We start from the raw sequence: 22392 nt of genomic DNA, 5'->3' as shown, positions 1-22392 counted from the left end.
CGACGGCGGCCGGGGAGAGTAGCGCGTTCCGGGCCCGGTTGTCCGGGCTTCGCGCGATTCCTCCGAGGGGCGCTCCGGGCGTGCCACGCTGCCTTGGCCCCGGTCGGGACGAGCCGGGGGCAGGGTCGGCCGGAGGCGAAACGATTCCCTTGAGTATGCGAGATGTGGCGGGTCGAGATGCGGCGGGTCGGAACGTGGCCGTGAAGTCCCGTACGACGGTGCTGGTCCGCAGCCGGCGCGGTGCGGCGGGGGCCGCCTCCGTCCCGGGCCTGTCGGCGGAGGATCCGACGGCGGTGCTGCCGCCGATGGCGGTGCTGGAGCCCGTCCGGCCGGTGGTTCCGGCCCGGCCGGCGCACCCGCCGACCGTCCCCGCGCCGGTGCCGGGGAGCATCGCCGCGCCGGTTCCGTCGACCGGCCCGGTTCCGCCGACCGTTCCCGCGCCGGTGCCCGGGACCGTCCCCGCGCCGGTTCCGCCGACCGGCCTGGTTCCGCCGACCGGCCCGGCTCCCGGGGCCGTTCCGGCGACGGGGCCCTCTCCGGCGAGCGGAGCCGTCCCCGCGCCCGACTTCCGTCCGCTGTACGTCGACGCCCCCGGCCTCAACCGGGCCGGCCCGGGCGACCGGTGGAGCGCCGTCTGGGGCACGGGGGCTCCCGCCGGTCCTTCCCCGGCCGCGCTGCCGGCCGCCGGAGTCGGTGGGCCCGGCGGGGAGCCGCCGCTCACCGCCCGGGAGGTCGAGCTGGTCCGGGCCGGCCTCGCCGCCCTCGTGCCGGTCGCCGACCGGGCCACCGCGCACTTCTACGCGCTGCTCTTCCTGCGCCACCCCGAGCTCCGCTCGTTCTTCCCCGCGGCCATGGACGTCCACCGCGACCGGCTGTTCCGCACCGTGCTGACCGTGGTGCACGAGATCGACCGGCCCGCGGCCCTGCGCGCCACCCTGGCCGGGCTCGGCCGCGGCCACCGCCGGCACGGCACGCTGGCCGCCCACTACGTCGCGGTGGAGGAGTGCCTGGCGCAGACGCTGGCCCGGTACGCGGGCAGCCGCTGGGACGCCGAGGCCGAGCGGGCCTGGCGCCGCGCCTACCGGATGGTCGCCTCGGGCATGATCGAGGCCGCCGAGGAGGACGCCCGCACCTCGCCGGCCTGGTGGCAGGGCGAGATCGTCCGGCACGAGCGCCGCACCCGGGACGTCGCGGTGATCACCGTCCGGCCGGACCAGGCGTACCCGTTCCGGGCCGGGCAGTACACCGCGCTGGAGACGCCCTAGTGGCCGCGGGTGTGGCGGCACTACTCGTTCGCCGCCGCGCCCCGCCCGGACGGGCTGCTGGTCTTCCACGTCAAGGCCGTCCCGGCGGGCTGGGTGAGCAACGCGCTGGTCCACCGGGCCGCGCCCGGGGACGTGCTGCGGCTGGGCCCGGCGGCCGGCTCGATGACCGTCGACCACGCGGCCGGCCTCGACCTGCTCTGCCTCGGCGGCGGCACCGGCATCGCGCCGGTCCGCGCCCTGGTCGAGGAGGCCGCCGCGCACGGCGCGCCCGGCCGCCGGGTCGAGGTGTTCTACGGGGCCCGCCGGGCCGACGAGCTGTACGAGCTGGACGGGCTGCGCGAACTGGCGCGCCGCAACCGGTGGTTGACGGTCCGCCCGGTGGTTTCCGGGGGCGGTCCGGCGGGTGGCGGTCCGGTCGGTTTCACGTCGGCCGGCGGCCTGCTGGACGGCGGCGCGCTGACCGGTGAACTGCCCGAAGTGGTGGGCCGGTTCGGCCCGTGGGCGGGCCGCGAGGCGGTGCTCAGCGGACCGCCCGCGATGGTGCGCCGAGGCGTCGGGGCGCTGCTGCGCGCCGGGGTCGCGGCCGAGCGGATCCGGCACGACCTGGTCGGCGACCTGGCCTCGGGGTGATCACCCGAGGTCGGGTGCGAGGAGCGCGCGGATGCCCTCGATGTTGGCCGCCAGGTACGCCCGCAGCCGGGGCGGGACCACGTTGACCGAGGTGACGCCCTCGCGGGTGAACGGCAGCCGGACCACCTCGTACTCGCCGTTGGGCTCCGTCACCTCGGGCCCGTGCCGTCGGCTGAGGTCCATCGAGGCGAGCCGGCAGACGAAGAAGTGCTGCACCTTGACCCCGTGCGGATGCAGCGGCGTCCCGTCGTCGTGGTGCGTGTGGCTGACGGTGTCGACGAACGCGGGCACCACGTCCACGACCTTGCCGCCGAGTTCCTCGTCCACCTCGCGGTGCAGCGCGTCGACCACCGTCCGGTCCTCGCGCTCGACCCCGCCGCCGGGGGTGATCCAGTACGGGTGCGGCGAGCCCGGCCGGACCCGCCGGATCAGCACGATCGAGGCCGGGCCGTTCGGGTCGTCCGGGTCCAGCTCCAGCAGGATGGCCCGCGCGGTGCGCTTCACCACCGGGCGCAGTGGCGGAGTGCGGTTCTCGGGACCCATGGCCACCTCCGGGGCTGGCGCGTTGTGCGGGAGTCTGCCGCGCGAGGAAGGGGGCGAAACCCGGGCAACGGGTCGAAACTCACCCGACCGGGTCGAAACGCCGACCCGGTCGGGTGCGTCCGTTCGGGGGCCCGCTGTGCTGCAATGGGCGACTATCGGGCAAAATCGGAGGGCTCTGCTCCGCATGGCCCTTCTTGGCACCTGCGCGAGGGACTCGGGCTGGGGGTTGGGTGGCATGGATCGGATCGCACAGCCGTTCGACATCGCAGAGGATTCCGGGTCGGCCGTGCCGCGGCAGAAGGCCGCGGAGCGGGGGCCCACCCTGATCGGTTCCGTCCAGCGGGCGCTGCGGCTGCTGGAAGCCGTCGGGGGCTTCGGGCACGGCGCGACCGCCAAGCAGCTGGCCCGCGCCGCCGAGCTGCCCCTCGGCACCGCCTACCACCTGCTGCGCACCCTGGCCCACGAGGGCTACCTGCGGCGGTCCGAGGGGCGGTTCTTCCACGGGGACGCGCTCGACGGCATAGCCGCCGCGCGCGCCCGGTCCGGCCGGCCCGACCTGCGGACCCGGATGCAGTCCTTACGGGACGACCTCGGCGCCGCGGTCTACTTCGCGCTCTACCAGGACGGCGAGGTCCACCTGGTGGACGTGGTCGAGGGCCCGGACCGTCCCGCCGTGGAGCCCTGGGCCGACTTCCGGGCCACCGCCCACGCCCACGCCATCGGCCAGTGCCTGCTGGGCCAGCTCCCCGAGGACGCGCGCCGCGACCACCTCGCCCGCCACCCCCCGACCGGGCTCACGCCGGCCACCCTCACCGGGGAGGGCGCGGTGCTGCGACGGCTCGCCGCGCTGCGGCCGACCATGCCCGTGCTGGAGCGTCAGGAGTACGCTCTCGGGACGGTCTGCGCGGCGGTCCCGATCACCATAGGCCCGGTGGTCGCCACCATGGCCCTCTCGCTGCCGGTCGAGCAGGTGGACCGGCTGCCCTCGGCCGCACGCCAACTGCGGTGCGAGGTCGGGGCGATGAGTCCGTCGTTCATCCTCTGAATCCACTTGGTCTAGACCTAGTCCGGCTCGTTCACCATTTGAAAAAGCACACCTTGTCCACTACATCCCCAAACGTGGACGATGGTGATCGAACGTGGATTGGTTGCATAAACCGTCACAGAAACCGTCGAAAACATGTCCGGCCGCCATCGGGCCAGCACACCGACGGCGCGGGCAGAACGAGAGGTACTGGCGCCATGCAGCACAGCACAGTCCAGGGTCACCTGGTGATGAACCTCGTGGTCTCGCACGAGCTCTCCTTCCGCCTCCTGGTGGACCTGGCGTACGAGGCCGACGACCCGTACGCCGTCCGGCTCACCTTCCACCTGCCCGGCGACGCCCCGGTCACCTGGTACTTCGCGCGGGAGCTGCTGCTCGACGGGATCAGCGGACCGGCGGGCGAGGGCGACGTGCACATCCGCCCGGTCGGTGACGAGCTCTCGGAGGTCCGCATCGTGCTGCGCTCCCCGGACGGCGACGCCGTGCTGAGGGCCTCGTCCGCGCCGCTGATCGCGTTCCTGTCGCGCACCGACCGGCTGGTGCCGATGGGCGAGGAGTTCGCCGGGCGGGACATCGACGCCCAGCTCGCGAGCATCCTCAAGGGGCGCGAGAACGCGGGTTGAAGGTTCGGGGGGCGGCCGGCCTCCGCACAGGAACGACGAAGGGGCCCGCACCCGGGGAGACACCCGGGCACGGGCCCCTTTCGGTTGCCCGCACGGCGCCGCTCAGTCGTCGTCCAGGGCCACGTGCAGGCCCCAGGCGACCAAGCTGATGATCAGTGAACCGACCAGTGCGGACCAGAAGTTGGTCACGTGGAAGTCCAGGCTCAGCTTCCCGGAGGCCCAGGAGGTGAGCATCAGCATCAGGGCGTTGATCACGAAGGTGATCAGGCCCAGCGTGAGGATGAACAGCGGGAACGAGAACAGCTTGACCACCGGCTTGATCAGCCAGTTCACCACGCCGAAGACGACGGCCACGCCGAGCACCGTCAGTGTCTTGTGCTGCCAGTCGGCCTTGCCCTGGGCGAGTTGGATGCCGCTGACGATCCAGGCGGCGACCCAGATGGCCGCCGCGTTGATCAGTGTCTTGATGACGAATCCCTTCATGCCGCCCAAGACTGGCAGCAACCACCGTCCCGACGGAACCTCCGGACGGCGGGGTGGTGTTGAATGCCACGGGGCGCGCGGATGGACGAACGCGCTCGCGGACGAGGGAGGACGGCGGCGGTGAAGCTCTTCCGGCTGGACGAACTGGACGCCGAGCGGGCGGCCAACGACGGTGCCTACCTGCGGTTCCTGCGCGAGGCACGGATGTCCGCCGGGCTGTACGCGCTCTCCCCCGGGGACACCGACACCCAGACCGCGCACGACCAGGACGAGCTCTACCAGGTGATCAGCGGCCGGGCCGAGCTGACCGTCGGCACCGAGACCACGACGGTCGGGCGCGGCACCGTGGTGTACGTCCCGGCGGGCACCCCGCACCGGTTCCACCACGTCACCGAGGAGCTGCGGGTGCTGGTGGTGTTCTCCCCGCCGGAGGACTGAGCGCCCGCCCGGACCGTACGCGGAGCCGGTTAGGGTCGCGGCATGAGCACCAAGACGCTGACCGAAGAACTCTGGGCGGCCATCGAGCCGGTGTACGCCGAGATCCTCGCCCACCCCTTCCTGGCCGGGCTCACCGCCGGCACCCTGCCGCGCGAGGCCTTCCGCCACTTCGTCGTCCAGGACTCGCACTACCTGCGCGACTACGCCCGCGCGCTCGCCGTCTGCGCCGCCAAGGCGCCCGGCGAGGAGGACGTCCGGGCCTTCGCCGACGACGCGGTCGGCGCGCTGGCCGCCGAGCAGGGCATGCACGCGGAGTTCCTGACGGCCTTCGGCGGCAGCGCCGAGGAGGCCGCCGCCGAGCCGGTGCTGCCCACCACCCGCGCCTACACCAGCTACCTGCTGGCCACCGTCTACGGCGGCTCCTTCGCCGAGGCGGTCGGCGCGGTGCTGCCCTGCTACTGGATCTACGCCCGGGTCGGCGAGGCACTGCTCGCCCAGGGCTCACCCGACCCGCTGTACGCCAAGTGGATCGCCACCTACGGCGACGAGGCCTTCCAGGCGGTGGTCCGCCGGGTCCTGGCGCTCACCGACCGGCTGGGCGAGGAGCTCTCCGCGACGGAGCGCCGCAAGGTGGTCGAGCACTTCGTGACCACCTCGCGCTACGAGTGGATGTTCTGGGACGCCGCCTGGCGCGGCGAGCGCTGGCCGGTCTGACCCCCCTGGCCGCGCCCCCGGGTGCTCCCGGAGGGCGCGGCCGCTGGGCCGGCTCAGCCGGTGACGAAGTAGCCGGTCAGGTCGGCGATCAGGCTCACCGGAGTCGGGTTGTGGTTGTAGACCGTGTACGTGCCCGCGGCGGTGATCGGGGTGGTCACCGAGTTGGCGACGGTCCGCCCGGGTTCGAGGTTGACGGTGGAGGTGTTCGGTGCGGTGCCCGGGCCCGGGAACACCGTGAGGTGGCCGTAGTGGACGGCGTCGGTGGCCGTGATGTTGGCCTCGACGCCGATGACGTTCGGGACGGGCCCGTCGGCGGGCACGGTCGAGATCTCCCTGGTCGCCATCGCCGGGAGCGGGCTGTCGCTGACCCGGGTGTCGAGGGTCCGGACCGGCGCCTTGAGCCCGCTGTACAGCCCCTTGCCGGACGGGCCGTAGGAGCCGATGACGTCGACGATGACGTCCGCCGAGCCGGCGTTGTTGTAGATGTCGACCTTGCCGTCGGCCCCGACCGGCACCACCACCTGGTTGCCGACGGTGTGTCCCGCCGGGAAGTTGACGTTGGAACCCTGGGCCGGGCGCGGTGTGCCGCTCGGGAAGGCGGTCAGGAAGCTGTCCGTGCTGCCGTTGACGGCGGTGACGTTGAGGATCACCGCGCGGGCGTCGGCGGTGCCGTACTCGGGTCGGGCGACCTGGTAGGAGCGGACGGTGCCGGCGCCGAACTTGCCGGTGCCGTCCGTCCGGCTGTCGCCGACCCGGACCGGGGCCGTCGGGGCGTACTTGGCGGTCGCGCCCGGCAGGTAGTAGCCGACCACGTCGAGGACGACGTCGGTCGTCCCGGCGCTGTTGAAGACGGAGACGTAGTTCCTGACCTCGGGCTTCGGGAACACGACCGTGACCAGGTTGGACACCGTCTGACCGGGCCCGAAGTTGAGGCTGGAGGTCGACGGGATCGAGCCGGGTACGTTCACGGAGCCGAGCGACAGGTAGCCCGTGGCGGTCGGGTTGGTCGCGGTCACGTTGACCACCACGGCCGTCGCCTCGGCCGGGACGGTGTCCCACGGCACCACGGCGGGGTACCGCTCTCCGGGGCCGAGCGGAGTGCGCGGCGTGTGGTACGGAGTGAGGTCGGTGCGGGTGTCCAGGACGCGGGTCGGCGACATCGGGACGAAGCCGGCCGGCGTGCTGAGGTCGGCGGCCGTGACGCTCGCCGTCTTCGCGGGCGGCGCCGGCGCCGCAGGGGCGGCGAGGGCCGGGGAGACGGCCAGCGCCGAGCCGGTCAGGGTGACGACCGTCAGGGCGGCCAGGGTGGCGGTGGTACGGGCACGCATGCTTGGTTCCCCCCAAGTAACGTTGGTGCGTTGGCAGTTCCGGTTGCTCCGGTATCTCTAGGACGCCTGGGCCGGGCTCGGGTTGCAGGGGGATCCGAGAATTCTTCGGGGGTCACCCGGGGGGTCGGGATCGGGGTGATCTCCGGGTTCTCTCCGGGCCGTCGGGCCTCGTTCCGGCACTCGCGCCACCGTACGATCGAGGTACGAAAGCGAGCGGGATGCGGCACCGGACGGCGGCCGACCCGAGGGGAGAAGAGGAACCGACATGGCTGAGCTCTGGAAGTCGCTGCCCTCCTGGGTGCGCAACATCGTCATCCCGGTGCTGGTCCTGGTGCTGGCCTGGAACATCGTCGCCTTCGTGTTCGGTGTCGTCGGCGCGCTGCTCTCGATCGTGATCAAGCTGCTGGTGGTGGTCGGCATCGCGGCCGCCGTGGTGATCCTGGTGAAGAAGGCCGCCAAGAGCTGACCGGCTCCCCCGGTACCGCCGTACCGTCGTACCGTCGTCCAGAGGCCCGGCCCCTTTCACGGGGAGCCGGGCCTCGGGCGTTTCTCGGGGCGTCGACCGCCTACTGGTTGCGGTAGTAGCCGAAGAGGTCGGCGAGGACGTGGGTCGTGCCGGCGTTGTTGGCGATGTCGAACCGGCCCTGGGCGTCCACCGGGATGGTGGTGTGGTTGGGGACGTCCAGCCCCGGGCTGGCGTTCAGGTTGCTGGTGCCGGGCTTGGGCGTCCCGGTGGCCCAGGCGGTCAGGTGGGTGGCCTCGACCGTCCCGGTCGCGGTCAGGTTGACCACCGCGGCGGTCGCGCGGGCGGGCACGCCGCCGACCGTACGGCTGGAGAACGGACCGAACGGGGCGCCCTCCCGCGAGTCGAGCAGGCGGGTCGGCGTGACCGGGGTGAACAGGCCCTTGCCGTCGGGGCCGTAGTAGCCGGAGACGTCGACCACGAGGTGCGAACGGGAGGCGTTGGTGTAGATCTCGACGCTGCCGTCCGCGCCCAGCGGGACCACCACCTGGTTGGCGACGTTCCGGTCCGGCACGGTGTTCAGGTTGGATCCGGCCGCGGGGCGCTGGGTCCCGCCCGGGTAGACCGCGACGAAGCCCGCCGAGGCGGACTCGGTGGCCGTCACGTTGAGCACCGCCGAGGTCGCGCCCGTGGGGACGCCGCCGGTGCCGGCGATCTTCACCCGGCGGGCGTTGCCCGAGGTCAGCGGGGTGTTGTCGGACCGGGTGTCGAGCAGCCGGGCCGGGGCGACGGACGCGAACCGGTCGGTGCTGCCGGCCGTGAAGTAGCCGAGCACGTCGGCGATGGCGTGCACGTAGCCGGAGTTGTTGCGGACCACCACCGTGCCGTCCGGGCCGACCGGCACCGTCACCAGGTTGGCGACGTCCTGGCCGGGGCCGAAGTTCACGTTCGAGGTGGCCGGCCGGGCGGCGGCGGACGGGTAGACGTCCAGGTGGCTGGTGGAGGTGCCCTGGGTGGCGGTCAGGTTGAGCACCACGGCCGTGGCGCCCGCCGGCACCAGGTTCCCGGCCGAGTCGGAGACGCGGTTGCGGACGTCCAGGTCGATCGTCTCGCCGGGGCCGAGCCGCGGGTAGCGGCCGCCGGCCTGGCGGGTGTCCATGATGCGGGTCGGGGTGATCGCGGTGTAGCCGGCGGGGGCGTAGTCGACGGTGACGTCCCGGCTGTCGCTGCTGGTGGTGCCGAACTCGTCGGTGATGGTCACCCGCACCGTGTAGGTGCCGGGCTTGGCGTACACGTGGCGCTCGGAGGACCGGTTCTCCCACGGGGTGGCCGGGCCGTCGCCGAAGTCGTAGGAGTAGCCGGTGATCCGCGACGGGCTGGTGGGGTTGGCCCTGACCACGACGGCGAGCGGGTCGTAGTCGTTCTCCGGGGTCACCGTGAGGCTGGCGCTGAAGGTGCCGATGGCCTCGTACGCGCCGCGGTCACGATAACCGCCGTTCGGGCCGGTGTTGGGGACGTCCGGGTGGTCGAACGGGCCGTGGCCGAGCAGGTCCACGTCCGGAACGCCGAGCACCTCGGGGCCGGCCGAGTCGATCGCGTTGCGGGCCTGCCCCCAGCTGAACACGGAGGACTGGGGCACCGACAGGGGCGAGAAGTTGAGGTCGAACGGAACGGCGCCGTTCGCGTCGTGTCGGCCCTGGCCGGTCGCGGCCTGGAGTTCCTCGGCCGTCTTGTAGGCGATGTCGGCCCACTGGTAACTGGGGTAGCGCTCGGGGGAGTAGGACCAGACGGTGTTGTAGTCGAGGGTGGTGCCGTCGGTCGAGCCGGCGGACACCTGGACGGCGCTCGTGGCGACGACGTTGTTGGTGATCGTCGCGTGGTCGGAGGAGCCGGCCAGGTCGATGGCCACCCTGGGCGCCAGGTTGGTGGTGTTGTGGGTGATGACCGTGCCCGGAGCGTCGGTCACCGCGACGGCGGGCTGCCCGAGCGTGGTGATGAAGTCGTTCCCGGCGATCACCGTCCCGGCGATTCCCGCGCCGACCTTCACACCACCGGTGGTGCCGCGGACGACCGAGCGCTCGATCCGGACGTGGTCACTGGCACCGGTGACGGCGACGGCCGGCCGGGCGAACTTGTCGTCCCTCGGCTCGATCCAGTTGCCGGAGAGCTCGACCCGGCTGACGCCGTCGAGTTCGAAGTGGCTGACCTCGAAGCCGGAGAACACGATGTCGTGCTGGCCGGATATCCGCACCGGCTGTTGCTGCGGCCCGGCGATGACCGGGAAGGTGTTCGCCCGGCCCGGAACGGTCGACCTCATGCCGACGTGGCCAGTGCTCCGGAAGGTGATCGGCTTGCCGGGTTCGCCGGAGCGCCGGATGGTCACGTCCTCCGGGTACGTCCCTGCCGAGACCTCCACCGTCTGGCCCGGCACGGCACGGTCGGCGGCGGCCTGGACGGTGCAGATCGGCAGGGCTTGGGTGCCCGGGCCGTCGTTCTTGCAGATACCGCCTTCGACGTACAGGACGGCGGCCGGTTCGGCCGCCACCGCGGGCAGTGGCAGACCCACCACCGCGGAGATCACGGCGGCGCTCAGGCCTGCCGCATGACGGATGCGCACGGTGCGTTTCCCCCCAAGAGTCATCAAAAGACGCAGACCCTCCGGGCCGCCCCGAGCCGAATGGATCGTGCGCGCCCTGATGAAGCGTCTGCGGAGCATCGGTGAGCATTATGCGGGCGCGCGAGGACACTTCTCACACGGGTTTCCCTCACCCGCACCCCTGACGCCCCCTGGACCTGCGGCGATCCGCTCGCTACCGTGTTGGGCGTCGTGTGCAGGCAACACCGCCTGCGACGCGGGAGCTCGGAGCACCGGGCTGAGAGGACGCTGACCGGTCCGTCGACGGACGGACCGACGGCTGCGTCGACCGCAGGAACCTGACCGGGTAATGCCGGCGTAGGGAGTAGAGGTCTGATGACCACGTTCGAAGCACAGCCGCAGTCTGCCCAGGGCGCCCCCAGCAGCGAGCGCACCGGCTACCCGACCCCGGCCTGGCGCAAGGCCCACCGCGAGGGGTCGCGCCCGGACCTGCGGGTCCCGTACCGCGAGGTGCTGCTCACCAACGGCCGGACCGTCCCGCTGTACGACACCTCCGGCCCGTACACCGACCCGTCCTACGAACCCGACGTGCGGCGCGGCCTGCCCGCGCTGCGGGACGCCTGGATCCGCCAGCGCGGCGACGTCGAGGAGTACGACGGCCGCGAGCCGCGCCCCGAGGACGACGGGATCAGGCACACCTCGCCGCGCGGCGGCGACCTGCGCAACCTGGACGCCGTCTTCCCCGGCCGCCCGCGCCGCCCGCTGCGCGCCCGCGGCGGTGCGGCCGTCACCCAACTCGCGTACGCCAAGCGGGGCGTGGTGACGCCGGAGATGGAGTTCGTGGCGCTACGCGAGGGCCTCGCGCCGGAGTTCGTGCGCGCCGAGGTGGCCCGTGGCCGGGCCGTCATCCCGGTCAACGTGAACCACCCGGAGGTGGAGCCGGCGATCATCGGCACCAACTTCCTGGTGAAGATCAACGCCAACATCGGCAACTCCGCGGTCACCTCCTCGATCGAGGAGGAGGTGGAGAAGATGACCTGGGCCACCCGCTGGGGCGCCGACACCGTCATGGACCTCTCCACCGGCCGCAACATCCACACCACCCGCGAGTGGATCCTGCGCAACTCGCCCGTGCCGATCGGCACCGTGCCGCTCTACCAGGCCCTGGAGAAGGTGGACGGCAAGGCCGAGGAGCTGAGCTGGGAGGTCTACCGGGACACCGTCGTCGAGCAGTGCGAGCAGGGCGTGGACTACATGACCGTCCACGCCGGCGTGCTGCTGCGCTACGTCCCGCTCACCGCGCGCCGCAAGACCGGCATCGTCTCGCGCGGCGGCTCGATCATGGCGGCCTGGTGCCTGGCGCACCACCGGGAGAACTTCCTCTACACCAACTTCGAGGAGCTCTGCGACATCCTCGCCTCCTACGACGTCACCTTCTCGCTCGGCGACGGGCTGCGTCCGGGCTCGATCGCGGACGCCAACGACGAGGCGCAGTTCGCCGAGCTGAAGACCCTCGGCGAGCTCGGCCGGATCGCCCGCGAGCGGGACGTCCAGGTGATGATCGAAGGCCCGGGCCACGTCCCGATGCACAAGATCAAGGAGAACATGGATCTCCAGAAGGAGATCTGCGACGAGGCGCCGTTCTACACCCTCGGCCCGCTGACCACGGACGTCGCCCCCGGCTACGACCACATCACCTCGGGCATCGGCGCCGCGATGATCGCCTGGTGGGGCACCGCGATGCTCTGCTACGTCACCCCCAAGGAGCACCTGGGCCTGCCCAACCGGGACGACGTCAAGACCGGCGTGATCACCTACAAGATCGCCGCCCACGCCGCCGACCTGGCCAAGGGCCACCCCGGCGCCCAGGCCTGGGACGACGCGCTCTCCGACGCCCGCTTCGAGTTCCGCTGGGAGGACCAGTTCAACCTGGCCCTCGACCCGGAGACCGCCCGGGACTTCCACGACGAGACCCTCCCCGCCGAGCCCGCCAAGACCGCCCACTTCTGTTCGATGTGCGGTCCGAAGTTCTGCTCGATGAAGATCTCCCAGAAGATCCGGGACGAGCACGGCGACGGCTCCACGGCCGTGGACAGCGAGTTCGACGCCGAGGCGCTGGCCGGCATGGCCGAGAAGTCCGCCGAGTTCGCCGCCCGGGGCCACCGGGTCTACCTGCCGCCGACCGACTGACACGCGCTGAGCGCCGCCCCGAGGTCGATTCCCGTTCCGGGGCGGTGCTCAGCCGTCGGGTCATCGTGCCGTGGTCGAGACGGGTGCCGGTCCGGGCGCGGTCGGGGAAGCGGCCTCCAGCGTGCGGCGGATCACCGCCGAGCCGTGCTCGGCGAACTCGGCGATCGGCGCGGCCAGGTCGTCGGGCAGGACGTCGGTGTGCCACACGAACCTCGTCCGGCCGCCGGCCTCCGGAAGGGCCTGCATGGACGCGTGGTGGTGGGACGGGTGGAGACTGCCGCCGACGACCGTGTAGGCGACCCGCCTCGCCTCGTGGTCGAGGTCGACGAGCCGTTCGAGCACGATGGTGCCGTCGGCGAAGGTGACGGTGCGGGTGTCCGCGCTCAGGAGGGTGTCGGTGACGAACCCGGGCGCCAGCCGCCGGTGCACCGCGCCGTAGTCGCTGAGCACCGACCACACCGCCTCGGGCCGGGCGTCGATGACGAGTTCCCGGTGGATCGAGGCCATGGCGGTCGACTCCCCGTCAGGCCGGAGCGATGCAGAACAGGTGGCCCTCGGGGTCGGCGAGTACGGTCCAATCGCCTTCTCCGGGCTGGAACTCCGGCTTGCTCGCCCCCGCCGCGAGCAGTTCCTCCACCGCGGCCCCGGGATCGGCGACCGTGAAGTCGAGGTGGGCGTGCTTCGCGTCGTCGGGCCAGCCGGGTCCCCGGTAGCCGCTGACCCGCTGGAAGGCCAACCCGATCGGCCCCCGGCCGAGTCGGACGAAGTCGTCGTCGGCCTGCTCGACGTCCCAGCCGGTGATCGTGCGGTAGAACTCGGCGAGTGCCCGGGGGTCGGCGCAGTCGATGGTGATCGCGGTGAGCTCCGCGTGGACGGCCATGGATGGCTCCCTTCGTGTCATCAGGTGCGTCCCAGCATCCGGGGCGACGGCACCGGAGGTCTTGAAGATCCTTGCGGGCCGTTCTGTCGTACCCGGCGGGTACCGTTCGCGGCGTGCTGTCCGCATCGACCCTCGCCGCCCGGCCGGAGTTCACCGTGACCGTGGTGGGGTGCCGCTCCGACCACACCCGGTGGTCGCGGCCGGAGACCCGCGACGGCCACCGCCTGGTGCTGGTGCGACGCGGCAGGTTCCGGCGGTCGGCCGACGGCACCGACGCCGATCTGGACCGGACCACGGCCTACTTGGGCGCGCCCGGGGAGGAGGAGCGCTTCGCGCACCCGGCCGGCGGTGACGTCTGTACGTCGGTCGGCTTCGAGCCCTCCCTCCTCGGGCACCCGCCCGCCGCGGGGAGCGTGTACGTGGACGCGCGCGTCGATCTCGCCCACCGTCGGCTGGTCGCCGCCGCGGGCACCGGCGACATCGACTACGCGCTGGCGGAGGAACTGCTCCGCCTCGTGGTGGCCGCGGCCGGTGAGCCGGCCGTCCGCTCCCGGCCGGCCGACCGGGCACTGGCCGCCACGGCGCGGGAGGCGATCATTGAGGAGGCCCCCGAGGCCGGAGGGCTCTGCGCCCTGGCCGCGCTGCTGGGAGTGTCGCCCTACCGGCTGAGCCGGGTGTTCTCACTGGAGACGGGGGTCTCGCTGACCCGCTACCGCAACCGTGTGCGCGTCGCCCGGGCCATGGACCGGATCGCCGAGGGCGCGCCCGGTCTCGCCGACCTGGCGGCCCAGCTCGGCTTCGCCGACCAGGCGCACCTGACCCGCACCGTCCGCGAGCACGTGGGGCACACGCCCACGGCACTGCGGCGGCTGCTCGCTCCGGTCGGCGCCCGCCATGGATGAAGGTCTCCGCAGGGTCTGCCGGGTCGGCCGGGTCCGCCGGGTTCGCCGCCCCGGGGTGATCGGGGTGGCGAACGCGGCCGTTCCCGGTTACTCGCCGGTGCCGCCGAAGACCATGCGGTGTCCGCGCGCGGTGTCCATGTACTCGCGGACACGGTGGATCAGCCCGTCGCGGAGTTCGAAGACGAGGCAGTAGTCGTTGGCGTAGTGGTTGCCGTTGGCGAGCGTCGCGGTCATGGTCTCCTCGACGACGACGCGGTCGCCGTCGGCGTGGATCCCGCGGAACGTGACGTCGACGTCCCGGGCGAACAACCGGCCGAAGTCCTCGGCGAGGAACCGGGTGATCGCCTCCCTGCCGATCATGTGGCTGGGGCGGTCCAGTGCGACGGCCGTCGCGTTCCCGGGCGGTGCCAGCCACTCGGCGTCCTCGGTGAGGACGGCGGAGATCAGGTCCGCGTCGTGGCTGGCGAACGCCTTCCAGGCGTTCAGGATGATGTCGCGGCTGCGTGGTGACATGGCGGCGAGGCTAGGCGCCCGGCGGTCCCCGGCACCGGCGGATTTCGGACGGTGTCACCCAGGGCCGGGCCGGGCTGCCGCCAGTGCCGGGGTGCCGGGGTGCCGGGTGCCGGAAAAAGTCTCGCGGGGAGCGATGAGTTTTCGGGACGGCCGGGGTCTACCCCTGTGCAAGCGATCACGCGACCACCGAGGAGACACCGAGATGACCGAGAACCTGGGCGAGCTGACCATCACCCGTGAGCTGCCGGGTGCTCCGGCGGACGCGTTCGAGGCGTACTTCGAGCCGGAGCGTTTCGTCCGGTTCTGGGGCCCGGTGGGCACCCACGTGCCGCTGGAGAGCGTGACGATCGAGGCGAAGGAGGGCGGGCGCTACGACAGCACGATGGTGATCGACGCGACCGGCGAGGAGTACCCGCTGAAGGCCGAGATCGTCGAGTTCCGGGCCGGCGAGTCGTTCACGATGGTGGAGGAGGGCTCGGGCATGCGGTCCACCCTCACCTTCACCGGACTGGCTGAGGGCGGCACCCGGGTGGTGCTGCACCAGACCGGGGTGCCGGAGATGTTCTGCGGCCCGGAGGCCGAGGCGGGGCTCAACTCCAGCTTCGACCGGTTGGTCGAGCACCTCGCCGGCCTGGCCTGACCGGACGGCCCTGACCCGGACGGCACGGTGCCGCCCCCCGCCCCGGGGCGGCACCTCTCAGCCCTCGGCGTCCTGCGGGTACCAGCGGAGCTCGACCGTGTTGCCGTCAGGGTCCCGGACGTAGACGGAGGTTGCGGTGCCGCGGGCGCCGTAGCGGGGGACGGGGCCTTCGAGGACGGTGAAGGTGCCCGCGTCGATGACCTCCTGCCAGTCGAGGGGCTCGACGGTGAGGCAGATGTGGTCGACGTTGGACTCGTGCCGGGGCCCGTGGACCAGGTCGATGACGGTCTCGGCGGTGACCCGGACGGAGGGGAAGGACACCCGGCCGGCCCGCCACTCGTCGACCCGTACCGGGGCCAGGCCGAGCAGGCCCGAGTAGAAGGCCAGCGAACGTTCGACGTCCGCGACGTTGAGGACCAGGTGGTCGAAGGCTACGACGCGCATGGGGACGGGCTCCGTTCGGGTGCGGCTGCCGGGGTCGGGTGCCGGCCGGGGGACGGTTTCCACCATGCTCCTGCCCGGCCCCGCGATCAACGCCGTACCGCCGTACCGCCGTACCGCCGTACCGCCGTTGGTCCGGGGCTCCGGCGATCGAGGGGCGCGGCCGGCCGACCCGGCCGTGACCGGGGAAAACCCCTGGCGGACGACCGCGCTCCGGATACAGACTGCCCCGCATGACGGAGTGGGGGGACGGAGCGGCCGGGCCGCCCGAATGGTGCGTGGTGGCCAACGTCGCCGCCACGACCACGCACGGCCCGGACGGCACGGAGACGCGGTCCGGGCTCAGGCACTTCGCGCCGGGTGCGCGGCTCTGGGTGTCGCCGCCCCGGTACCCGGGCGAGGACGTACACGTGCACGTCGTCGGGCTGCACCGCGGTGGCGGGCGGCGGCACATCAGCATCGTCATCCGTCGGCGCCACCTGGAGAACTTCCGGGTCAGGAGCCTGCACGACCCAGGGGTGGCGCGTGCCAGGTGGCGCAGCCCGTACTGGACCCTCGACCGGGTGTGGTGCTGCCCCGCGCTGGCCCGGCCCTGGGCGGAGCGCTGGAACGCGGTGGCCGCAGGGCTGCCGGCCGGGGAGTACCCGCCGTGGCCGAGCCGCTTCGGGGACGGGCCGTTCGCGGAGCCCTGCCCGCACGGGCCCTCCGCCTAGCCTCGCCCGCACGATCCCCTGTCCGCACGATTCGCACAGTCCCCACGGTCCGCACGATTCGCACGGTCCCACTGTCCGCGCGTCGAGCCCTCGCCGGACGGCGGCGCCGGGGCCCGCCGGGCCGGGCAGCCCGGCCTCAGGAGATCGCGCGCAGCCGAGGGGCCGCCGGGGCGAGCAGCCGGTCGAGGTGGGCGGCGGTCTCGTCGTCGGCGGGCAGCAGCACGAGCAGCTGCTGCGAGTCGTCCGTGAGGTCCAGGGTCTCGCGCAGCAGCCGGAGTTCGACACCGTCCGGGTGGCGGAGGCGGAGCGGGCCGCGGCGGGGGACCAGGTGGTTGCCCAGGCGGCGGGTGAACTCGGGGCCGGCGATCGGGGCGAGTTCGGTGCTGAGCCACTCGGCGGACTCGACCGAGGGGCCGAGCCAGATGTCGAAGGCCTGCTCGTCGGCGACGTCGTCCCAGTCGGCGAACAGCGCGCGGGCACGCGGGTCGGTGAAGACGTAGCGGGTGAGGTTCGGCGCCGGGGTGTCGAGCAGCCCGGCCGCGCCGAGGACGGTCGCGTAGCCGCTGGTGTGGGCGAGGATGTCGCCGAGGCGGTTGACGACGGCGGCGGTGCCCGGTTCGAGCAGGCGCAGCGTCGCGCGGACGGTGGGCCGCAGTTCGCGCGAGGCGGGGACGGGCCGGGCGTGGCTGGGGCAGCCGCCGCCGGTGATCTTGGTGAGGTAGCGCAGGTGGTTGCGCTCGGCGGGGTCGAGGCTGAGGGCGTCGGCGAGCGCGTTGACCACGGCGGTGGAGGGGTTGCGGTCGCGGCCCTGCTCCAGCCGGGTCAGGTACTCGACGCTGATGCCGGCCCGGACCGCCAGGTCGGAGCGGCGGAGGCCGGGTGAACGGCGGCGCCCGTGGTCGGGCAGTCCCAGCGTCTCCGGCTGGATGCTGTCGCGCTTCGCGCGGATGAAGTCCCCCAGTGGTGTGCCCATATGAGGAGCGTACGACCGTGGGAGGCGCCGAGGGTGGCCCTGTGGGGGCCAGCCTCGGCACGGCCTGGTTACCGCCGGGGCGCGGACGGAGAGTGATGGCCATGGAGACGAACAAGCACAAGCTGGTGATCATCCTCGGTAGCGTCCGGGAGGGCCGCTTCGGCCCGGTGGTGTCCTCGTGGGTGGCCGAGCAGGCCGCTGCGCACGGCGGTTTCGAGGTCGAGGTGGTGGACCTCGCCGAGGTCGAACTGCCCCTCGAACTCCCGGACGTGTCACCGAAGTTCGCGGGAGACGGCTACCCGCGTCCGGCCGGGATGGCGAAGCTGACCGAGGCCCTGGAGGGCGCCGACGCCTTCGTCGTCGTCACGCCGGAGTACAACCACAGCTACCCGGCCTCGCTGAAGGCCGCGATCGACTGGCACTTCACCCAGTGGACGGCCAAGCCGGTGGCCTTCGTCAGCTACGGCGGCGCGGCCGGCGGCCGGCACGCGGTGCTGCACCTGGAGAACGTGCTGACCGAGCTGCACGCGGTGACCATCCGGGACGGCCTGGCCTTCCCGAACTACTTCACCACCTGGGCGGACGGCCGCCCGAACGACCCGCAGGCGCGCGGCTACGCCAAGGTCCTGTTCGACCAACTGTCCTGGTGGGCGGGCGCGTTGAAGAACGCGCGGGCCGCCGCGCCGTACCCGGCCTGACGGAAGGGGAAGGGCGTGGAGTACCTGAAGCTGCCCGGCACCGACCTGGAGGTCAGCCGGATCGCGCTCGGCTGCATGGGCTTCGGTGGCGGCGGTCACGGTCACAACCCGTGGGCGCTGGACGAGGAGGCCGCCGCGCCGGTCTTCCGGCGGGCCGTCGAGCTCGGCATCACCTTCTGGGACACCGCCAACGTGTACGGCGCCGGCGCCTCGGAGGAGCTGGTCGGCCGGGCGGTGCGGCGCTACGCCCGGCGCGAGGACGTCGTGCTGGCGACCAAGGCGGGACTGCCGATGCACGACGGCCCGGGCGGCTCGGGCCTGTCCCGACGGGCGGTCCTGGAGCAGGTGGACGGCTCGCTGGCCCGGCTCGGCGCGGACCACATCGACCTCTTCCAGCTGCACCGCTTCGACCCGGCGACGCCGGTCGAGGAGACGGTGGCGGCCCTGCGCGAGGTGGTCGGGGCGGGCAAGGTCCGGTACGTCGGGGTGTCCTCGATGTGGGCCTGGCGGTTCGCGAAGCTGCGGCACGCGGCGGCGCTGGCGGGCGGTCCGCAGTTCGTGTCGATGCAGCACCAGTACAGCCTGGTGCAGCGGGAGGAGGAGCGGGAGATGTTCCCGTTCCTCGCCGACCAGGGCGTGGCGAGCCTGGTGTGGTGCCCGCTGGCCTCGGGGCGGCTGGCCTGGCCGTACGGGCAGGGCACCGCCCGCTCGGCCGGGGACCCGGTCGCCGGCCGGTTCTTCGCGGACGTCGACCGGCCCGTCGTGGACGCCGTCCAGCGCGTCGCCGAGGCCCGGGGCGTCCCGATGGCGCGGGTCGCGCTCGCCTGGGTGCTGCGCAACCCGGTGGTCGCCGCCCCGATCGTCGGCGCCACCCGTCCGGGCCACCTGGACGACGCGGCGGCGGCCCTCGGCCTCGACCTGACCGACGCCGAGGCGGCGGCGCTGGAGGCCACGTACACGCCCCGGCTGCCGACCGGGTTCTGAACGCGCGACCGGCCCAAGTCGCCGTGCGTGGAGGGGAGTCGTGCACGGCGAGGGGCGGCGCGCCTCCTGCGGTCTAGCCGACCTCGTCGGGGCCGGTGAAGTCGGGTGGGGTGTAGCCGGGGCCGGTGAAGTCGGGCGGGGTGGAGGCCGGGCGGGTGCGGCCGTCCGGGTCGGTCACGCCCCCCGGGCCCGGGCTGGTGAAGTCGGGCGAGGCGTACCCGGGGCCGGCGTAGCCGGGTGGGGTGAAGGCCGGGCGGCGGGGGCGGCCGTCGGGGCCGGTCACGCCCTCCGGGCCCGGGCTGGTGAAGTCGGGCGAGCTGTAGCCCGGTGGGCGGCGGGTGCGGCCGTCCGAATCCGTCACGCCTTCGGGGCCGGGGCTGGTGAAGGCCGGGGAGGCGTGGCCGGGCCCGGTGAAGTCGGGCCGGGTGAAGGCGGGTGGGCGGGGCGCGTGGCCGTCCGGGCCGCGGCTGGTGAACGCCGGGGAGGCGTAGCCGGGGCCGCTGAAGTCAGGGCTGCTGAAGTCGGGGCTGGTGAAGTCGGGGCGGCTGAAGTCGGGACTGCCGACGTCGGGCCGTTCCGCGCCCCCGCCGCCCGGCACCGGCGGCAGCGCGTCGAGCAGGTACGGGACGAGCCCGCGTTCGCGCAGCGCGGTGCGCCATGCGCGGTGGGCGTCGCCGAGTTCGGCGGCGAGCTCCGGGGCGGTGCCCGCAGGGGCGGTGGCGGCGCCGTGGCGTAAGGCGGTGAGCAGCAGCCCGACGATGCCGATGGCCATCGCGGCGACCCCGGCGGCGAGCGCGACCCATCCGGCCGTGACCAGGGAGCCGGCGAGGGCGAGGTCCGGGCTGGTGGCGCGCAGCAGGTACCCGACCAGCAGCAGGCACAGCGCGGCGGCCCAGGCCAGGATCGGGGTGAGCACGGTGAGCGCCGGGAACAGCCCGCCGCCGGAGCGCAGCTGGGTGAACACGCCGGGGGCGGCCGGCTCGGTGCCCGAGGCGGGCGGTGTGCTGTGCAGGCTCGCGCGCAGCCGGGTGAAGCGCGCGTACTCGGTGCCGGCCGCGGCGTTGACGTGGTCGGCTTCGCGCAGTGCGCGCAGGCGCAGTTGGTCGGTGGCGAGCGCACCGGGCGTGCGCAGGGCGGCGAGGACGGTGCGGTCGCGCAGGGCTTCGGTGAGGAGGCGCTCGTACTCCGCGCGGTCCTCGGCGAGCAGTGGCGGGGGGTTGGACATGGGGACCCCGTTCGTGCGGACCCCGGTTCGCTCCGCCCCGGGGGCGCGCGGCCCTCGGGACGACGAAACGGGCGCGGAAGCGGGCCGCCGGACGGGCGGCCGGGTGTGGTGTGCCTCATGGTAGGGGCGGGCCCGGCAGGGCTGACAAGTCGGTTTCCGGAACTTCGCGCCCCCGGGTGCGCGCGTGCGACGGGCCGGGCGCCGGGAACAACTGTTCGATGGAGGTGGCCGGTTGACGACCGGTCGGCGCGCCGTCGAGGCCACGGCCCGGTGTCCCCGGCGGACGGCTGCCCGGGTCGCTCCCGGCGGACGGCTGCGCGACGCCTCGGCGGACCACCGCCCGGCGTCCCGGTGGACGACCACCCGGCGACCCCGGCGGACGACCGCCCGGCGACCCCGGCGGACGACTGCCCGGCGTCCCGGCGGACGACCACCCGGCGCCTCAGTCGATGGGCAGCCGGGCGACCAGCAGCCGCCCCTCCATGGTGACCCCGCCGTCCATCGCCACCGCGAGGTCGTCCGCGTACACGTACGGCCCGGCGATCTGCGGCGGCTGCCCGTCGTCGTTGTGCACCGCGCCGGTGAGGTACGGGATCGGGCTGTGCCCGTGCACGATCCGGTGGCCGCCGTAGGTGTCCAGCAGCTCGTGGACGGCCGTCGGCCCGGCGTCGCCGCGGAAGGCGAAGCGCTTGGTGAAGCGGCGGAAGCAGTCCCACCACTCGTCCACCCCGCCGTCGGCGAGCAGGCCGTGCACGGCGTCGTTGACGTCGGGGATGGACTCGCCGTACTCCAGGTACGCGGTGGTGTCGGAGTGCAGCAGCAGGTGGCCGTCCTCCAGCGCGATGGCGGGGAGGCGGGAGAGCCAGCTGATGTGGTGCGCCTCCAGGCGGTCCAGGTCGTTCTGCTGGCCGCCGTTGAGCCGCCAGGCGGCCAGGAAGGAGGCGGTGCCGGCGGTGGACTGGACGGGCTCGTCGCCGTACCGGGCGGCGCCGAGGAAGAGCAGTTCGTGGTTGCCCATCAGGGCGCGGCAGTAGCCGCCGGCGGCGGCGGCCTCGGCGGCCAGCTGCATGACCAGGTCGATGACGCCGATGCCGTCGGGGCCCCGGTCGGTGAAGTCGCCGAGGAACCAGATCCGGGCGCGGCCGGCCGACCAGTGGCCGTCGTCGTCGATCAGGCCCTGGTGGCGCAGTTCGGCGCGCAGCTCCTCCAGGTAGCCGTGCACGTCGCCGACGACGTAGACCGGGCCGGGCGGCTCACCGGGGCCGGGGGCCGGGTACGGGTAGGTCGGTGCGGCGGGGTCGGGCAGCGGCGGGCCGAGCTCGATGGTCGGCGGGTCGTCGCGGCCGTCGAGCTGGAGCGCGGGGGAGGGCTGGTCGGGCAGGGTGGGCTCGTAGCCGCCCTGGTCCTGGTGGTCGTAGCCACCCTGGTCCTGGCGGTCGTACCCGCCCTGGTCCCGGCCGACGTACCCGCCCTGCTCCTGGCTCTCGTAGCCGCCCTGGTCCTGGTAGCCGGGGGCCGCCTCGTACCCGGTGCCGTCCTCGTAGCCGCCCTGCCCCGGATGCGAGAAGACCGGGGTCTGGTCCAGGCCGATCCCCTGGGCGTGCACGGTGTGGCCCTGGCGGTCGGGGGACCAGTGCTGCTCCAGGTAGCGGGCTCCGCCGTAGCCGCTGTACGTCTCCCCGTCGTAGGCGGCCTCGCCGTCGTAGGAGGGGGCGGCGTAGCCCGGGGCGGGGTCGGGTTCGTAATAGGTGCCGTACGGCAGCACGTCGAGGTCCGGCTGGTGGCGGGGGCCCGGGTGGGGGTGCTCGGGCCCGGGGAAGCGGTCCTCGGGTGTCATTCGCCCATCATAGGAAGACCACTCTCCCGGCGTCGTCACCTGGTGGGTATCCAATCCTCCGGAGCGTCAGCCGGGCGGTACCACAAGGTCCGTTTTGTCCCGGCTCGTACGGTCTCGTCAGCTCTGGCCGCATGTGCCGAGGGCTCGGCGCGCCCCCGGCCCGCTCTCGCTCGGCCGGGCACCCGCTGGGCCCCCGGCCCCCGTCCACCGGCCCCTCGGCCCGGTTCGACGGGCCGGCCCGGGGGCGGTCCCGGGTGGGCCGGCACGG

The 22392-nt window shown here is 73.4% G+C and carries 24 protein-coding genes; 13 read left to right on the top strand and 11 right to left on the bottom strand.

Annotation, left to right across the window (positions count from 1 at the left end):
• Positions 1–200 precede the first annotated feature (200 nt).
• Both ACZ55U_RS01830 and ACZ55U_RS01825 read left to right on the top strand, forming a co-directional pair.
• Positions 201–1265 (top strand): globin domain-containing protein, encoded by a 1065-nt coding sequence (locus ACZ55U_RS01830; RefSeq protein ID WP_465521352.1) that lies wholly within the window; start codon positions 201–203, stop codon positions 1263–1265.
• 9 nt (positions 1266–1274) lie between these two features.
• Positions 1275–1895: a ferredoxin reductase domain-containing protein gene (locus ACZ55U_RS01825; RefSeq protein WP_465521350.1), complete on the top strand. Its 621-nt coding sequence runs from the start codon at positions 1275–1277 to the stop codon at positions 1893–1895.
• Here ACZ55U_RS01825 and ACZ55U_RS01820 read toward each other — a convergent pair whose 3' ends face one another.
• The gene (locus ACZ55U_RS01820; protein ID WP_465521348.1) at positions 1896–2438 is read right to left on the bottom strand and encodes an NUDIX domain-containing protein; all 543 of its coding nucleotides are present in this window, start codon (positions 2436–2438) and stop codon (positions 1896–1898) included.
• A gap of 286 nt (positions 2439–2724) precedes the next feature.
• Here ACZ55U_RS01820 and ACZ55U_RS01815 point away from each other — a divergent pair, with 286 nt between their 5' ends.
• Both ACZ55U_RS01815 and ACZ55U_RS01810 read left to right on the top strand, forming a co-directional pair.
• A complete protein-coding gene (locus ACZ55U_RS01815) occupies positions 2725–3483 on the top strand; it encodes an IclR family transcriptional regulator (protein ID WP_465521346.1) in 759 nt (252 codons plus the stop codon).
• Between the two features lie 197 nt (positions 3484–3680).
• Positions 3681–4106 (top strand): SsgA family sporulation/cell division regulator, encoded by a 426-nt coding sequence (locus ACZ55U_RS01810; RefSeq protein WP_380700651.1) that lies wholly within the window; start codon positions 3681–3683, stop codon positions 4104–4106.
• A gap of 102 nt (positions 4107–4208) precedes the next feature.
• Here the strand turns inward: ACZ55U_RS01810 and ACZ55U_RS01805 are convergent, their stop codons facing one another.
• Positions 4209–4589, bottom strand: coding sequence for a phage holin family protein (locus ACZ55U_RS01805; RefSeq protein WP_465521344.1), 381 nt, complete (start codon positions 4587–4589; stop codon positions 4209–4211).
• A 120-nt stretch (positions 4590–4709) separates the two neighbouring features.
• Here ACZ55U_RS01805 and ACZ55U_RS01800 point away from each other — a divergent pair, with 120 nt between their 5' ends.
• Together ACZ55U_RS01800 and tenA are read left to right on the top strand one after the other, a co-directional pair.
• Complete coding sequence (locus ACZ55U_RS01800) at positions 4710–5027, top strand: cupin domain-containing protein (protein WP_465521342.1); 318 nt, start codon at positions 4710–4712, stop codon at positions 5025–5027.
• 42 nt (positions 5028–5069) lie between these two features.
• Positions 5070–5741, top strand: coding sequence for a thiaminase II (gene tenA / locus ACZ55U_RS01795; RefSeq protein WP_465521340.1), 672 nt, complete (start codon positions 5070–5072; stop codon positions 5739–5741).
• 53 nt (positions 5742–5794) lie between these two features.
• Here tenA and ACZ55U_RS01790 read toward each other — a convergent pair whose 3' ends face one another.
• Complete coding sequence (locus ACZ55U_RS01790; protein WP_465521338.1) at positions 5795–7069, bottom strand: hypothetical protein; 1275 nt, start codon at positions 7067–7069, stop codon at positions 5795–5797.
• Between the two features lie 265 nt (positions 7070–7334).
• Here ACZ55U_RS01790 and ACZ55U_RS01785 point away from each other — a divergent pair, with 265 nt between their 5' ends.
• Positions 7335–7535 (top strand): DUF5326 family protein, encoded by a 201-nt coding sequence (locus ACZ55U_RS01785; protein WP_380701976.1) that lies wholly within the window; start codon positions 7335–7337, stop codon positions 7533–7535.
• 100 nt (positions 7536–7635) lie between these two features.
• On the opposite strand, the gene ACZ55U_RS01780 is transcribed toward ACZ55U_RS01785, so the two are convergent.
• Complete coding sequence (locus ACZ55U_RS01780; RefSeq protein ID WP_465521336.1) at positions 7636–10149, bottom strand: PKD domain-containing protein; 2514 nt, start codon at positions 10147–10149, stop codon at positions 7636–7638.
• A gap of 354 nt (positions 10150–10503) precedes the next feature.
• On the opposite strand from ACZ55U_RS01780, the gene thiC reads away from it, so the two are divergent.
• Complete coding sequence (gene thiC / locus ACZ55U_RS01775) at positions 10504–12318, top strand: phosphomethylpyrimidine synthase ThiC (RefSeq protein ID WP_465521334.1); 1815 nt, start codon at positions 10504–10506, stop codon at positions 12316–12318.
• A 60-nt stretch (positions 12319–12378) separates the two neighbouring features.
• On the opposite strand, the gene ACZ55U_RS01770 is transcribed toward thiC, so the two are convergent.
• Both ACZ55U_RS01770 and ACZ55U_RS01765 read right to left on the bottom strand, forming a co-directional pair.
• A complete protein-coding gene (locus tag ACZ55U_RS01770; RefSeq protein WP_465521332.1) occupies positions 12379–12825 on the bottom strand; it encodes an SRPBCC family protein in 447 nt (148 codons plus the stop codon).
• A 16-nt stretch (positions 12826–12841) separates the two neighbouring features.
• Positions 12842–13198 (bottom strand): VOC family protein, encoded by a 357-nt coding sequence (locus tag ACZ55U_RS01765; RefSeq protein WP_465521330.1) that lies wholly within the window; start codon positions 13196–13198, stop codon positions 12842–12844.
• A 113-nt stretch (positions 13199–13311) separates the two neighbouring features.
• On the opposite strand from ACZ55U_RS01765, the gene ACZ55U_RS01760 reads away from it, so the two are divergent.
• Positions 13312–14100, top strand: coding sequence for a helix-turn-helix domain-containing protein (locus ACZ55U_RS01760; protein WP_465521328.1), 789 nt, complete (start codon positions 13312–13314; stop codon positions 14098–14100).
• Between the two features lie 87 nt (positions 14101–14187).
• Here ACZ55U_RS01760 and ACZ55U_RS01755 read toward each other — a convergent pair whose 3' ends face one another.
• Positions 14188–14613, bottom strand: a complete 426-nt coding sequence (locus ACZ55U_RS01755; protein WP_465521326.1) for a nuclear transport factor 2 family protein — start codon at positions 14611–14613, stop codon at positions 14188–14190.
• Between the two features lie 202 nt (positions 14614–14815).
• Between ACZ55U_RS01755 and ACZ55U_RS01750 the strand changes: the two genes are divergently transcribed.
• Positions 14816–15253 carry an SRPBCC family protein gene (locus ACZ55U_RS01750; RefSeq protein WP_465521324.1) on the top strand — a complete coding sequence of 146 codons (438 nt, stop codon included), beginning with the start codon at positions 14816–14818 and terminating at the stop codon, positions 15251–15253.
• A gap of 57 nt (positions 15254–15310) precedes the next feature.
• On the opposite strand, the gene ACZ55U_RS01745 is transcribed toward ACZ55U_RS01750, so the two are convergent.
• Positions 15311–15697 carry a VOC family protein gene (locus ACZ55U_RS01745; RefSeq protein WP_465521322.1) on the bottom strand — a complete coding sequence of 129 codons (387 nt, stop codon included), beginning with the start codon at positions 15695–15697 and terminating at the stop codon, positions 15311–15313.
• 230 nt (positions 15698–15927) lie between these two features.
• Between ACZ55U_RS01745 and ACZ55U_RS01740 the strand changes: the two genes are divergently transcribed.
• A complete protein-coding gene (locus ACZ55U_RS01740) occupies positions 15928–16407 on the top strand; it encodes a hypothetical protein (protein ID WP_465521320.1) in 480 nt (159 codons plus the stop codon).
• A gap of 136 nt (positions 16408–16543) precedes the next feature.
• Here ACZ55U_RS01740 and ACZ55U_RS01735 read toward each other — a convergent pair whose 3' ends face one another.
• Entirely contained in the window at positions 16544–17380 is an 837-nt protein-coding gene (locus tag ACZ55U_RS01735) for a helix-turn-helix domain-containing protein (protein ID WP_465521318.1), read from the bottom strand.
• Between the two features lie 101 nt (positions 17381–17481).
• Between ACZ55U_RS01735 and ACZ55U_RS01730 the strand changes: the two genes are divergently transcribed.
• Positions 17482–18078 carry an NADPH-dependent FMN reductase gene (locus ACZ55U_RS01730; protein ID WP_465521316.1) on the top strand — a complete coding sequence of 199 codons (597 nt, stop codon included), beginning with the start codon at positions 17482–17484 and terminating at the stop codon, positions 18076–18078.
• 15 nt (positions 18079–18093) lie between these two features.
• Positions 18094–19062, top strand: a complete 969-nt coding sequence (locus tag ACZ55U_RS01725; protein ID WP_465521314.1) for an aldo/keto reductase — start codon at positions 18094–18096, stop codon at positions 19060–19062.
• 73 nt (positions 19063–19135) lie between these two features.
• On the opposite strand, the gene ACZ55U_RS01720 is transcribed toward ACZ55U_RS01725, so the two are convergent.
• Both ACZ55U_RS01720 and ACZ55U_RS01715 read right to left on the bottom strand, forming a co-directional pair.
• Positions 19136–20287 carry a hypothetical protein gene (locus ACZ55U_RS01720; protein WP_465521313.1) on the bottom strand — a complete coding sequence of 384 codons (1152 nt, stop codon included), beginning with the start codon at positions 20285–20287 and terminating at the stop codon, positions 19136–19138.
• Positions 20288–20729: 442 nt separating this feature from the next.
• Positions 20730–22124, bottom strand: coding sequence for a metallophosphoesterase (locus ACZ55U_RS01715; RefSeq protein WP_465521312.1), 1395 nt, complete (start codon positions 22122–22124; stop codon positions 20730–20732).
• Positions 22125–22392: the final 268 nt, after the last annotated feature.

The sequence above is a fragment of the Kitasatospora sp. NPDC034533 genome, from assembly GCF_055575155.1.
Note: the sequence above shows the minus strand (reverse complement) of the source record. Positions and strands in the feature narration are given on the sequence as shown.

Bases quoted from the DNA above. Each gene is read 5' to 3' on its own strand.
- ACZ55U_RS01785 (WP_380701976.1), top strand. From the start codon at position 7,335: ATGGCTGAGCTCTGGAAGTCGCTGCCCTCCTGGGTGCGCAACATCGTC.
- ACZ55U_RS01765 (WP_465521330.1), bottom strand. From the start codon at position 13,198: ATGGCCGTCCACGCGGAGCTCACCGCGATCACCATCGACTGCGCCGAC.
- ACZ55U_RS01805 (WP_465521344.1), bottom strand. From the start codon at position 4,589: ATGAAGGGATTCGTCATCAAGACACTGATCAACGCGGCGGCCATCTGG.
- ACZ55U_RS01735 (WP_465521318.1), bottom strand. From the start codon at position 17,380: ATGGGCACACCACTGGGGGACTTCATCCGCGCGAAGCGCGACAGCATC.
- ACZ55U_RS01720 (WP_465521313.1), bottom strand. From the start codon at position 20,287: ATGTCCAACCCCCCGCCACTGCTCGCCGAGGACCGCGCGGAGTACGAG.
- ACZ55U_RS01730 (WP_465521316.1), top strand. From the start codon at position 17,482: ATGGAGACGAACAAGCACAAGCTGGTGATCATCCTCGGTAGCGTCCGG.
- ACZ55U_RS01750 (WP_465521324.1), top strand. From the start codon at position 14,816: ATGACCGAGAACCTGGGCGAGCTGACCATCACCCGTGAGCTGCCGGGT.
- ACZ55U_RS01820 (WP_465521348.1), bottom strand. From the start codon at position 2,438: ATGGGTCCCGAGAACCGCACTCCGCCACTGCGCCCGGTGGTGAAGCGC.
- ACZ55U_RS01715 (WP_465521312.1), bottom strand. From the start codon at position 22,124: ATGACACCCGAGGACCGCTTCCCCGGGCCCGAGCACCCCCACCCGGGC.
- ACZ55U_RS01810 (WP_380700651.1), top strand. From the start codon at position 3,681: ATGCAGCACAGCACAGTCCAGGGTCACCTGGTGATGAACCTCGTGGTC.
- ACZ55U_RS01745 (WP_465521322.1), bottom strand. From the start codon at position 15,697: ATGCGCGTCGTAGCCTTCGACCACCTGGTCCTCAACGTCGCGGACGTC.
- ACZ55U_RS01770 (WP_465521332.1), bottom strand. From the start codon at position 12,825: ATGGCCTCGATCCACCGGGAACTCGTCATCGACGCCCGGCCCGAGGCG.
- thiC (WP_465521334.1), top strand. From the start codon at position 10,504: ATGACCACGTTCGAAGCACAGCCGCAGTCTGCCCAGGGCGCCCCCAGC.
- ACZ55U_RS01740 (WP_465521320.1), top strand. From the start codon at position 15,928: ATGACGGAGTGGGGGGACGGAGCGGCCGGGCCGCCCGAATGGTGCGTG.
- ACZ55U_RS01790 (WP_465521338.1), bottom strand. From the start codon at position 7,069: ATGCGTGCCCGTACCACCGCCACCCTGGCCGCCCTGACGGTCGTCACC.
- ACZ55U_RS01755 (WP_465521326.1), bottom strand. From the start codon at position 14,613: ATGTCACCACGCAGCCGCGACATCATCCTGAACGCCTGGAAGGCGTTC.
- tenA (WP_465521340.1), top strand. From the start codon at position 5,070: ATGAGCACCAAGACGCTGACCGAAGAACTCTGGGCGGCCATCGAGCCG.